Source organism: Pseudomonas sp. 14P_5.3_Bac1 (assembly GCF_025466135.1).
In the GTDB taxonomy this organism is placed as follows: Bacteria; Pseudomonadota; Gammaproteobacteria; order Pseudomonadales; family Pseudomonadaceae; genus Aquipseudomonas.
Map to the genome: position 1 here is coordinate 181,247 of NZ_JANLOF010000087.1, position 12,263 is coordinate 193,509.

11 protein-coding genes are annotated in these 12,263 nt (G+C 62.3%); 6 read left to right on the forward strand and 5 right to left on the reverse strand.

Features of this window, described 5'->3' with window-relative positions; genetic code table 11:
- Positions 1-7: 7 nt before the first annotated feature.
- The 5 genes from NTD89_RS26830 to NTD89_RS26850 all read right to left on the reverse strand — a co-directional run bounded on the left by NTD89_RS26830 (position 8) and on the right by NTD89_RS26850 (position 5,258).
- Complete coding sequence (locus NTD89_RS26830) at positions 8-757, reverse strand: SDR family NAD(P)-dependent oxidoreductase (RefSeq protein WP_242194485.1); 750 nt, start codon at positions 755-757, stop codon at positions 8-10.
- Between the two features lie 136 nt (positions 758-893).
- Positions 894-1,655 (reverse strand): SDR family NAD(P)-dependent oxidoreductase, encoded by a 762-nt coding sequence (locus NTD89_RS26835; RefSeq protein WP_262210561.1) that lies wholly within the window; start codon positions 1,653-1,655, stop codon positions 894-896.
- A 10-nt stretch (positions 1,656-1,665) separates the two neighbouring features.
- Positions 1,666-3,006, reverse strand: a complete 1,341-nt coding sequence (locus tag NTD89_RS26840) for an MFS transporter (RefSeq protein ID WP_145161421.1) — start codon at positions 3,004-3,006, stop codon at positions 1,666-1,668.
- A gap of 30 nt (positions 3,007-3,036) precedes the next feature.
- Positions 3,037-3,915 (reverse strand): polysaccharide deacetylase family protein, encoded by an 879-nt coding sequence (locus tag NTD89_RS26845; protein WP_053254585.1) that lies wholly within the window; start codon positions 3,913-3,915, stop codon positions 3,037-3,039.
- A gap of 11 nt (positions 3,916-3,926) precedes the next feature.
- Complete coding sequence (locus tag NTD89_RS26850; RefSeq protein WP_262210564.1) at positions 3,927-5,258, reverse strand: amidase; 1,332 nt, start codon at positions 5,256-5,258, stop codon at positions 3,927-3,929.
- Between the two features lie 348 nt (positions 5,259-5,606).
- Between NTD89_RS26850 and NTD89_RS26855 the strand changes: the two genes are divergently transcribed.
- The 6 genes from NTD89_RS26855 to cmoB all read left to right on the forward strand — a co-directional run bounded on the left by NTD89_RS26855 (position 5,607) and on the right by cmoB (position 12,220).
- Positions 5,607-6,596, forward strand: a complete 990-nt coding sequence (locus NTD89_RS26855; RefSeq protein ID WP_145161414.1) for a GntR family transcriptional regulator — start codon at positions 5,607-5,609, stop codon at positions 6,594-6,596.
- A 216-nt stretch (positions 6,597-6,812) separates the two neighbouring features.
- Complete coding sequence (lon, locus tag NTD89_RS26860; protein ID WP_145161411.1) at positions 6,813-9,236, forward strand: endopeptidase La; 2,424 nt, start codon at positions 6,813-6,815, stop codon at positions 9,234-9,236.
- Positions 9,237-9,439: 203 nt separating this feature from the next.
- Positions 9,440-9,829, forward strand: a complete 390-nt coding sequence (locus NTD89_RS26865; protein ID WP_106579457.1) for a protease inhibitor I42 family protein — start codon at positions 9,440-9,442, stop codon at positions 9,827-9,829.
- A gap of 1 nt (position 9,830) precedes the next feature.
- Complete coding sequence (locus tag NTD89_RS26870) at positions 9,831-10,487, forward strand: lysoplasmalogenase (protein WP_262210568.1); 657 nt, start codon at positions 9,831-9,833, stop codon at positions 10,485-10,487.
- A gap of 36 nt (positions 10,488-10,523) precedes the next feature.
- Positions 10,524-11,267, forward strand: a complete 744-nt coding sequence (gene cmoA, locus NTD89_RS26875; RefSeq protein ID WP_242194499.1) for a carboxy-S-adenosyl-L-methionine synthase CmoA — start codon at positions 10,524-10,526, stop codon at positions 11,265-11,267.
- Entirely contained in the window at positions 11,264-12,220 is a 957-nt protein-coding gene (cmoB, locus tag NTD89_RS26880; RefSeq protein WP_242194502.1) for a tRNA 5-methoxyuridine(34)/uridine 5-oxyacetic acid(34) synthase CmoB, read from the forward strand. Before cmoA ends, cmoB begins: the two co-directional genes overlap by 4 nt.
- Positions 12,221-12,263: the final 43 nt, after the last annotated feature.

Here is a 12,263-nt window from a genome sequence, read left to right on the forward strand (position 1 = left end):
ACCTCACTCATGGCATGACATCGCCGGAGTTCGGGCCCAGCGTCTGGCCGACAAACAGGTTGCCACCCGGCTCACTGGCCAGCAGCACGGCGGTGGGCGCGACTTCATCGGCCAGGCCGAAACGGCCCAGGGGCAATTCGGCGGCCTTGGCGCGCTTCCAGTCGTCGCTGATGCCGCCCACCAGCGGCGTTTCGATAGGGCCCGGCGCGATAGCGTTGACCAGCACATTGTCCTTGGCCACTTCCAGCGCCAGGGATTTGGTGAAACCGATCACGCCAGCCTTGGCGGCGGCGTAATGGGTCAGCTCGGCGCCGCCCTTGATGCCCAATTGCGAGGCCACATTGATGATGCGCCCCCAACGTTGCGCCAGCATGTGCGGCAAAGCGCGCTGGCTGGCGACAAACACGCTGGTGAGGTCAACGCGCAACATGTCGTTCCACATGTCGATGGAGAGGTCGACGCAGCGGGCCTGGGTGAGCATGCCGGCATTGTTGACCAGAATGTCGATGCCGCCGAAGTGCTCGACGCAGCGGTCGACACTGGCCTGGGCGCCTTCGACAGTGCCGACGTCAGCCAGGCATTCAAACACTTCGGCGCCGAGGTTGCGGCAGGTGATGGCGGTTTCGGCAAGGCTGGCAGCATTGCGGTCAGCCAGCAGCAGCCGCGCCCCCTCGGCGGCGTAGGCGCGGGCAATGGCGGCACCGATGCCGCTGCCGGCGCCGGTGATGACGGCGCGGCGGTTATTCAGTTGAGGCATACAAAATCTCCTAAAAAAACACGGTCCCTGTGGGAGCTGGCTTGCCTGCGATAGCGGTGGATCAGTCAGTACATGTGGGGCTGAAACTCCGCTATCGCAGGCAAGCCAGCTCCCACATTTTTTAGACCACGTGCGGTCAGTCAGGCCAGCGCACGGTCAAGCCGCCGTCGATGACGATGCTCTGCCCAGTCAGATAACTCGACGCCTCACTGGTCAAAAACTGCACCAACGAGGCCACCTCATCCGCCCGCCCTACCCGGCCCAGCGGAATCGTCCGCGCCGCCTTCGCCAACCCTTCAGGCCCCAGCGAGTTCTTCGCATCCAGCGACTGCGGCGTCTCGATCAAGCCCGGAATCACCGCGTTGCAACGGATGCCCAAGGGCGCCAACTCCACCGCCAGCGACCGGCACAACCCCGGCACGCCGGCCTTGGCCGCCGCGTAATGGCTGTGCTCCTGCCAGCCATACACGCCGCCGGCAATCGACGAAATCGCTACCAGCGCGCCGCCCTCGCCCATATGCCGGGTGGCCGCGCGGAAGGTGCGCATCACCCCCGTCAGGTCGACATTGAGCATCTCGTTCCACAACGCATCGGTCATTTCCAACAACGGTGCGCGACGCAGCAAACCGGCATTGGCCACTGCGTAATCCAGGCGGCCGAAATGCTGCACGGCCTGCGCGGCCAGCGCGTCCACCGAGGCGGTGTCGCCCACGTCCAGCGGTAGCATCAGGCACTCACCACCGGCTTCTTCCACCAGCGCCACGGTGGTGTGCGGGTCGTGCGGATCGGCCGGGTAATACCCGCCCACCACCGCCACGCCATTGCGCGCATAGGCCACGGCCAGGGCTTGGCCGATGCCGCTGGCGGCACCGGTAATCAGGGCAACTTTACGGCTCATCTCACACTCCTCACTGAACGGTTTCCGGGCGCACATGGCGAGCGGCAAACATCAGCGCACCGGACAAAAAGCATGGCAGCGCGCCGAACCACAGCGCGGCGGTCTGCCAGTCGCTGCCGGCGGACAACACTTGGGTGGCGCCAAAACCGGCCACCACCGCCCCAATCGGGCCCATGGCATGAATGATCGCGCCACCGGTGGCGCGGATGCTGGTGGGGAAACTCTCGCTGATAAAAAACAGCGCCGCCGAGTACGGCCCGATCAGGAAGAACAGGCCCAGGCTGTAGAGCCCCACCACCATCGCCATATTGCTTGGCCCAAACAGCATCCCGGCAAACGCCAGGCCGCCGAGCATCCAGCCCAGACCGATGACATTGCGACGGCCGATTTTGTCGCCCATCCAGCCATGAGTCAGGTAACCGCAGTACCCCACCAGGTTCGATAGCACGAGGATGATCAGCGAATTCTCGAACGAGATATGGTGCACGCTGACGATCACCGAAGTCCCCAGCACGCTGAACACCTGGATGGCCGCCCAGTTGAGCAACAGCGCGGCGCCGATCACCAGCGTGGCGCGGCGGGCCGGGCCACGGAAGGCGGCTTTGAGGCCGGCCTTGCTGTGTTCGTCATAGTCCACGCCGTAGGTCACGGCGACGTTCTGCGCCTCTTTCACCGCGCCACTTTTACGCAGTTCGCTGATGCGCTGGTGAATCTGGAACTGCGGGCTCTCCTTGAGCTTGCGCGCCATGATCGCAATCACGATGGCCGGGATTGCGGCAAAGATGAAGCAACCCTGCCAGCCGATGACCGGCAACAGCAGCGCGGTCAACCCGGCGGCGATCAACGCACCGACCGGCCAGCCGCCCTGCACCAGGCTGTAGATAAACCCGCGCCGCTTGGTCAGGCGCGGGTCTTCAGAGGCGCCATACAGCTCGCTCAGATACGTGGCGTTGACAGTTTCCTCGGCGTAGCCCAGGCCACCCAACGAGCGGATCAGAATCAGCGGCGACTTGCCCCACGCCCCGCCAATCGCAGTGAGTGCCGAGCACAGCGCGGAGCCGGCCACGGTAAAAATAATGCCTTTGCGCCGTCCCAATTTATCCACGACCGGGCCAATGGCAAAGGCAACCACTGCCGTGCCCACCGCCACCCAGGTCGCGATTTCAGCTTGCTCCACTTCTCCCCAGCCAAAGTGCCGGCCGATCTCCGGCAGCAAGGTGCCAAAGAGGATGAAGTCATACACCGCAAACACCCAGGCGAAAAACGCGATCCAGGTGGCGAAGCGCACTTCCTGGGACGTCAGTTGCCGGGGTTTCCAGCCAGTCAGGTCAAGCTTGTTGTAGATGGACATAAATCGCGCCTCGGGGGGGTTGGCTAAGGGTCAGGAACGCGGTTGGCGGCGGATAAAGTCGTCGGCGATTTCGTCGAAGGTGACGAAGCGCACGCCGGCATGGCTCTGGATGTGTTCGATCAGGCGCTCAAGCATCAGCAGCACTTGCGGGCGACCGGACACGTCGGGGTGAATGGTCATGGTGAACACCGCGTGTTCGTGTTCGCGGTAAACCCAGTCGAACTGGTCGCGCCACATTTCTTCCAGGTGGCGCGGGTTGACGAAGCCGTGGCTGTTGGGGGCTTTTTTGATGAACATCATTGGCGGCAGGTCGTCGAGGTACCAGTTGGCCGGGATCTCCACCAGGTCGGTTTCCTCGCCGCGCACCAGCGGTTTCATCCAGGTGTCGGGGTGCTGGCTGTAGTCGATCTTGGTCCAGCTGTCGCCCTTGCGTACGTAGTAGGGGTGGAAGTCGTTGTGCATCAGGCTGTGGTCATACTTGATGCCTTTTTTCAGCAGCAGCTCGTTGGTGACCTTGCTGAATTCCCACCACGGCGCGACGTAGCCGGTCGGACGTTTGCCGGTGACCTGGGTGATCAGCTCGATGGATTTATCCAGGACGATTTCTTCCTGTTCGGCCGTCATCGCAATCGGGTTTTCATGGCTGTAGCCGTGCACGCCAATTTCGTGACCGGCGTCGGCCACCGCCTTCATCTGCTCGGGGAAGGTTTCCATTGAGTGGCCGGGAATAAACCAGGTGGTGCGCAGGCCATAGCGTTCGAACAATTTGAGCAAGCGCGGCGCGCCGATTTCACCGGCGAACAGGCCGCGCGAGATGTCGTCCGGCGAGTCTTCACCGCCGTAGGAGCCGAGCCAGCCGGCGACGGCGTCAACGTCGACGCCAAATGCACAGAGAATGTCTTTAGCCATGATGTGTCTCCTTAAATAGTCATTACGGATTCGACGGACAACGCCACGCGTAACAGGCGTGCGTCTTCCCCCGACGGGGCGCTGAGCAGCAGCCCGGTGGGCAGGCCCAGGGCATCGCGGCCGCTGGGCAGGCTGACGCCTGGCATGTCGAGCAGACTGCCGGGCATGGTCAGGCGCAGGGTGGCGAGGTTGGTTTTCACGAACAGCTCGTCGTCGGCCTCCAACGGGGCCAACGGGGGTGCAACATGGGCAACGGTCGGGGTAATCAGCACGGCGCCGTCGAGCTCGTCGACCAGTTGGCACTGCAGGCGACGGCGTGCGTCGATCAGGTGCAGCAACTGACTGGCGGGCAACGAACGTGCAGCTTCCAGGCGGCGGCGTACGCGCGGGTCGAGCAGGTCGGCGTCGCGGCTGTCGAGCAAGGCCTCGTGCAGCGCGAAGGCTTCGAATGAGCCGAGCCAGCCGTCCTGCTTGATCAGGTTGAGCGTGGCCTGGAAGGTGGCAGACGGGCGCACCTCGATCAGCGCGCCTGAGGCCTTGATGAGGTCCATGGCGCGTAGCAGGTTATTGCGTACGGCCGGTTCGATGTCTTCCAGCGCGCCTTGCTCGAGCACAAAGCGTTGCCCCTTGAGGCTGCGGGCAACATGGGTTTGCGTGCGGCCATTGAGCAGGTCGTCGATCACCAGGGCATCGCGCACGCTGCGGGTCAGCGGGCCGAGGCTGTCGAGGGTGTGCGCCAGCGGGAATACCCCGTCGCGGCTGTAGCGTCGGCTGCTGCTGCGGTAGCCCACCACACCGTTGAGCGCGGCCGGAATGCGGATCGAGCCGGCGGTGTCGGTGCCCATGGCGATTGGCACAATGCCGCCGGCCACGGCGACGGCCGAGCCGGATGACGAGCCACCGGGAATACGCGGTTGATCGCTGCCGTTCGGGTTATACGGCGTGCCGAAATGCGGGTTCAGGCCCAAGCCGGAATAGGCCAGTTCGCTGAGGTTGGTCTTGCCGAGACTGACCATCCCGGCGCGGCACAGCAGGCCCACGCTCGGCGCATCGAGCAACGCCGCTGGCGCCTCGCGACGGTAAGCGGCGCCGGCGGTCGTGATGCTGCCGGCGACATCAAACAGGTCCTTCCAGGCCAGCGGCACACCATCGAACACGCTCAACGGTTGCCCGGCACGCCAACGGGCTGCGGCGGCTTCGGCTTCGCGACGGGCGCGCTCGGCCGTCAGGGAAATAAACACGGTGGGCGCCATGCTCGCGTGCAGCAGCGCCTGTTCGAGGACTTGCACCGGGTCGCTGCGACCGCTGGCGAACGCTTCGGCCATTGATGTGGCGTCTGACATCAAGATCCACCTCATAAAACGTACATATTAATAAAATGTACATTTTACAAAGGCAGCTTTCGTGCCAGTCTCTGGTATCGCCATTTTTGCACGAGCGCGTTTCTGCCCTTGAGCTACGGGCTAGATGGTTTTGTAGGAAACAAAAAGATTGGCAAAGGCGTGGGCACAGGCCTTGAATGAAATAATGTATCTTTTATTAATAAGTACATTTTGGTGCAGAAAAGTAACAGGGTGACGGCCAAGGCCCCAAAAAAGTGCCAGCAGCGTGGCGCAGAGTGACAGGGTAACTATGAGAGAATCCCCGACCACTTTCCTACAAGCCCTTCAACTCTTTACCTAGAGAAGCAGATGAAAGCAGTGTCCGCCTCGGCCTCCCGTTACGCGATGATTCACACGCTGTTGCGTGATGCGATCGTCAACGGCACCGCCCGCCACGGGCTGGTCTTGCTGGAAGCGCCGCTGGCCGAGTTGTTCGGCACCAGCCGCGTGCCGGTGCGCAAGGCGCTGGATCTGCTGCACGACGAAGGCCTGATCTGCCGCTTCAATGGCCGCGGGTACCTGATCAACCCCGAAGGCCTGGCCATGGAGCCGCTGCGTCTGCCCTTGAGCCCTGCGCACCTGGGCCTCAACGGCGATGACGAGTTGGTAGACACCCGCCCGCTCGGCGAGCGGATCGTCGAGGAAATCGGCGCGGCGTTGTCCACCTGCATTGCCTTCGGCCATTACCGCCTGGATGAGCAAGCCGCCGCCGACCATTACGGCGTCAGCCGCGCCGTGGTGCGTGAAGCACTGATGCGCTTGCGCGACCGTGGCCTGGTGGAAAAAGAGCCCTATTCCCAATGGCTGGCCGGGCCGCTGACCGCGCGCGAGGTGACCGAAGACTACGAACTGCGGGCCTGCCTGGAACCCGAAGCCCTGCGCCAGAGCGCGCCGAACCTCGACCGCGACATGCTCGAAGCCATGTTGCAGCGCGTGCTGGCGGCTCAAGAAAGCCCACAGTGCAGCCTGCAAGCCATTGAACAGATCGAAGAGGACTTGCACCAGCGCTGCCTTGCCGGCCTGCAAAACCGCAAGATCGCCGCGCTGATTCGCCAGGGCCAGAGCCCGATGATCATCAGCCGGATTTTCTACCGTTTACTGGGGATCGGCGCCGATCCCGCCATGCTCGCCGAACACCGCTTGATTCTGGAGCTGCTGCTGCACGGTGCATATGACGCGGCGGCGCTGAATTTGCGTGAGCATTTGCAGCGGGCACGCCAGCGGATGCTGCAGCGCTTGAAGGTGTTGTCGGTGCTGCCGGAACAGCCATTGCCGGCTTATCTTCACAAAATCAGCTGACGGCGCTCGGTACACAATGCTGGCTTGCCTGCGATAGCGGTGTGTCAGTTGATACATCAGGCAGCTGGGCCACCGCTATCGCAGGCAAGCCAGCTCCCACAGGGGGAAAGCGGTGTTTCGAAAATATTATGCAATTTGTTGCTAACTGCGCCCCGCCATTGAAACCACCGCTGCCCCGCCCCATCTAAGCTGCATACTTCCTTATGCAGGTGCCCCATGAGCGACCAGCAAGAATTCCCGGACATCGACCTGAACGATTACGCCGACCCCGAAAACGCTGAACACCAAGCTTCGTCCAACACCGGCCTGGCCCTGCCTGGGCAAAACCTGCCGGACAAGGTCTACATCATCCCGATCCACAATCGGCCGTTCTTCCCGGCGCAAGTGCTGCCGGTCATCGTCAACGAAGAACCGTGGGCCGAGACCCTGGAGCTGGTGAGCAAATCCGACCACCACTCCCTTGCGCTGTTTTTCATGGACACCCCGCCAGAAGACCCGCGCCATTTCGATACCTCCAGCCTGCCGCTGTACGGCACGCTGGTGAAGGTGCACCACGCCAGCCGCGAAAACGGCAAGCTGCAATTTGTCGCCCAGGGTCTGACCCGCGTGCGCATCAAAACCTGGCTCAAGCACCACCGCCCGCCGTACCTGGTGGAAGTCGAATACCCGCACCAGCCGACCGAGCCGACCGACGAGGTCAAGGCCTACGGCATGGCGCTGATCAATGCGATCAAGGAACTGCTGCCGCTCAACCCGCTGTACAGCGAGGAGTTGAAGAACTACCTCAACCGCTTCAGCCCCAACGACCCGTCGCCGCTCACCGACTTCGCCGCCGCGTTGACCTCGGCCACCGGCAACGAGCTGCAGGAAGTGCTGGACTGTGTGCCCATGCTCAAGCGCATGGAAAAAGTCCTGCCGATGCTGCGCAAGGAAGTTGAAGTCGCGCGCCTGCAAAAGGAAATCTCCGCCGAGGTGAACCGCAAGATCGGCGAGCACCAGCGCGAGTTCTTCCTCAAGGAACAGCTCAAGGTCATCCAGCAGGAGCTGGGTCTGACCAAGGACGACCGCAGCGCGGATGTCGAGCAGTTCGAACAACGCCTGGTGGGCAAAGTACTGCCGACCCAGGCGCAAAAACGCATCAGCGAAGAAATGAACAAACTGTCGATCCTGGAAACGGGTTCGCCGGAATACGCCGTTACGCGCAACTACCTGGACTGGGCCACCTCGGTGCCGTGGGGCGTGTACGGCGAAGACAAGCTCGACCTGAAACACGCCCGCAAGGTGCTGGACAAGCACCATGCGGGCCTGGATGACATCAAGAGCCGCATCCTCGAGTTCCTCGCGGTGGGCGCCTATAAAGGTGAAGTCGCCGGTTCCATCGTGCTGCTGGTCGGCCCGCCGGGCGTGGGCAAGACCAGCGTGGGTAAATCCATCGCCGAGTCCCTGGGCCGGCCGTTCTATCGCTTCAGTGTCGGCGGCATGCGCGACGAGGCCGAGATCAAGGGCCATCGCCGTACCTACATCGGCGCCCTGCCGGGCAAGCTGGTGCAGGCGCTCAAAGATGTGGAGGTGATGAACCCGGTGATCATGCTCGATGAGATCGACAAGATGGGCCAGAGCTTCCAGGGCGACCCGGCGTCGGCCTTGCTGGAAACCCTCGACCCGGAACAGAACGTCGAATTCCTCGATCACTACCTGGACCTGCGCCTGGACCTGTCCAAGGTGTTGTTCGTCTGCACGGCGAACACGCTTGATTCGATCCCGGGCCCATTGCTGGACCGGATGGAAGTGATTCGCCTGTCGGGCTATATCACCGAAGAAAAGGTTGCCATCGCCAAGCGCCACCTGTGGCCAAAACAGTTGGAAAAGGCCGGTGTGTCGAAAAACACCCTGACCATCAGCGACGGCGCACTGCGCGCGCTGATCGACGGCTACGCACGCGAAGCCGGGGTGCGCCAGTTGGAAAAACAGCTGGGCAAACTGGTGCGCAAGGCCGTGGTCAAGCTGCTGGACGAGCCGGACTCGGTGATCAAGATCGGCAACAAGGATTTGGAAAGCTCCTTGGGCATGCCGGTGTTTCGCAATGAGCAAGTGCTGTCCGGTACCGGCGTGATCACAGGCCTGGCCTGGACCAGCATGGGCGGCGCGACCCTGCCGATCGAGGCGACGCGCATCCACACGCTCAATCGTGGCTTCAAGCTCACCGGGCAACTGGGTGAGGTGATGAAAGAGTCCGCCGAGATTGCCTACAGCTACATCAGCTCTAATCTGAAGTCGTTTGGCGGCGATCCGAAGTTCTTCGACGAAGCCTTCGTGCACTTGCACGTGCCGGAAGGTGCTACGCCCAAAGATGGCCCAAGCGCCGGAGTGACCATGGCCAGTGCGTTGCTGTCGCTGGCGCGCAACCAGCCACCGAAAAAAGGCGTGGCGATGACCGGCGAGCTGACGCTGACCGGGCATGTACTGCCGATTGGTGGTGTACGTGAGAAGGTGATTGCGGCGCGGCGCCAGAAGATTCATGAGTTGATCCTGCCGGAGCCCAACCGTGGCAGCTTTGAAGAGCTGCCGGAGTACCTGAAAGAAGGCATGACGGTGCACTTTGCCAAGCGCTTTGCGGATGTGGCGAAGGTGTTGTTCTGACCATTGTGTAGTGCCTGAACTGGCCTCATCGGGGGCAAGCCCCCTCCCACAATTTGACTGCATTCCAAAGGATGTACTCGGTCAACTGTAGGAGGGGGCTTGCCCCCGATCAGGCCAGACCTGCCAACACAAAAGCCCGCCTTGTCACACCTTGTCTCATCTTCGGTTATGCTCGCCCTTCGTCGTCAAACAACGGAGCCCCCATGACCGCTGCCCGCCTGCTTCTCCCCTTGAGCCTTGCCCTGCTGGCCGCCTGCGCCAGTGCCCCCAAGCAAAACGTCACCGTGGAAAACCAGAGCGCCTGCCCGCTCCAGCTTAAAACCGGGCAAAACCTGATCCTCACCTTGCCGAGCAACCCCACCACCGGCTATCGCTGGGCCATCCAGGATTCTGCCGGCGGCGTGCTGCGTGCACTCAGCCCTGAGGTTTACAGCAGCACCGAGTCCGGGGTGATCGGCGGTGGCGGCCAATCCACTTGGCGCTTCCAGGCCTTCGCGGCCGGCCAGGGCCGTTTGCGCCTGACCTCCCAGCAACCTTGGGAACCGGAAGCCGAGCCTGCCGAAACCTTCGACTGCGCCATCACGGTGAACTGATATGCCTTGGCTGATTCTTGCGTTGATGGGCGCCGGCACCTTTGTCTACGGTTTGAGCACCCACGCGGCGTTACTGTGCCTGCTGGTCAAGCCGTTGCCGGTGCTGGCGTTGCTGGGTTGGCTGCATGACGCGCCGCCCACCGACTATCGACGCTGGATCAGCCTGGGGCTGATTTTTTCCCTAGTGGGCGACGTATTGCTCGCGTGGCCAGGCGACCTGTTTATCTTCGGGCTGGGCGCCTTCCTGTTTGCGCATTTGGCGTATCTGAAAGCCTATTTCAGCGATTGCCGGCGCCTGGCGTTGTTGCCGCTGGTATTGGCACTGGGCGTGGGCGCGATTCTGCTGAGCATTCTGATTGCCCATGGCCTGGGCGAGTTGCTGATCCCGGTGGTGGTGTATGCGCTGGTGATCAGCGCCATGCTCTGGCGTGCATTGGCGCGACTGGGCAGTGAGGTGCCCAAGCGCTCGGCCCTGCTGGCGGCGGCGGGCGCGGTGTCGTTTGTGTTTTCCGACACGCTGATTGGTATCAATCGGTTCGTGGTCGCCTTTGAGGCGGCGCCGTATTTATTGATCAGCACGTATTGGCTGGGTCAGTGGGGCATCACCGCCTCGGCTTTCCATCAGACTACCCGCGCACACGAGGGCCAATTTGGCTAAAATGCCGGCCTTTCCCCCCTCGTCGCCGGAACAACCGTGAGCAAAGAACCCGATCGCCTATTCGCCCAGCCCCTGCCCCAGGTGCCGGACTTCGCCTTTAACGAGGACGTGGTGCGGGTGTTCCCGGACATGATCAAGCGCTCGGTGCCCGGTTACCCGACCATCGTCGAGAACCTCGGCGTGCTGGCCGCGCAGTTTGCGCAACCCAACAGCGTGCTCTACGACCTGGGCTCGTCCCTCGGCGCGGTCACCCAGGCGCTGCGCCGCCATGTGCGCACCGACGGTTGCCGGGTAATCGCCGTGGATAACTCGGCGGCGATGGTCGAGCGCTGCCGCGAATACCTCAATGGCCAGGACTCGATGTTCCAGGAGTTGCTGCCGGTTGAGGTGATCGAGGGCGATATCCTCGCGCTGCAATTCCAACCGGCCTCGGTGGTGGCGCTGAATTTCACCCTGCAATTTATCGCCCCCGATCAACGCCTGGCATTGCTCGCGCGTATCCGCCAGTCGCTGCTGCCGGGCGGCGCGTTGATCCTCTCGGAAAAGCTGCGGTTCAACGACCCTGAAGAACACGCATTGCTCACCGACCTGCACATCGCGTTCAAACGCGCCAACGGCTACAGCGAACTGGAAATCGCCCAGAAGCGCAGCGCCATCGAAAACGTCATGAAGCCCGACAGCCTCGAAGAACACCGCGAACGCCTGTTGGCAGCCGGGTTCTCGAAAGTCGTGCCGTGGTTCCAGTGTCTTAACTTTGCCTCGTTGATTGCCTTGCCATGATTGATCTCTCTCCCCTCGCCCGCCACCTGGTCGGTACTCCGTTGGCCGTATGGGCCCAAGGCCTGCAAGCGCAACTCGATAGCAAGATGGAAAAGGGTCATGGCGACCTGGAGCGTTGGCAGAGTGCGCTGGACGCGCTGCCGCAGATCCAGCCCAGCGAAGTCGATTTGCTCAATGGCCTGACCCTTGATACCGATTGCGACGACGCCACCCGCGCACAGATGCGCACCGCGCTGATGGGCCTGAGCCCGTGGCGCAAAGGCCCGTTCAACCTGTTTGGCGTGCATGTGGACACCGAATGGCGTTCGGACTGGAAGTGGTCACGCGTTGCCCCGCACCTGAATTTGAACGGCAAGCGCATCCTCGACGTGGGTTGCGGCAACGGCTACTACATGTGGCGCATGCTCGGCGCGGGTGCCGACAGCGTGATTGGCGTGGACCCGAACTGGCTGTTTTTCTGCCAGTTCCAGGCGGTGCAGCGCTACCTGAACGAGCCAAAGGCCTGGCACTTGCCGTTCCCGTTTGAAGACCTGCCGCCGAACCTGGAAGGCTTCGACACGGTGTTTTCCATGGGCGTGTTCTATCACCGCCGTTCGCCGATCGAGCACTTGCTGGCATTGAAAGACTGCCTGGTCAAAGGCGGCGAGTTGGTGCTGGAAACGCTGGTGGTCGAAGGCGATCAGCAGCAAGTGTTAGTGCCGGAAGACCGCTATGCGCAGATGCGCAATGTGTGGTTCCTGCCTTCGGTACCGGCCTTGATGCTGTGGCTACGGCGCGCCGGGTTCAGCGACGTGCGCTGCGTGGATGTGAGCGTGACCACGGTCGAGGAACAGCGCGGCACGGAGTGGATGAAGTACCAGTCGCTGAGCGACTTCCTGGACCCGGATGATCACAGCAAGACCCTTGAAGGGCTGCCGGCGCCGATGCGGGCGGTGATTATCGCGAAGAAATAACCTGCAATCTCCCAGAATAAATGGAGATCAAACTGTGGGAGCT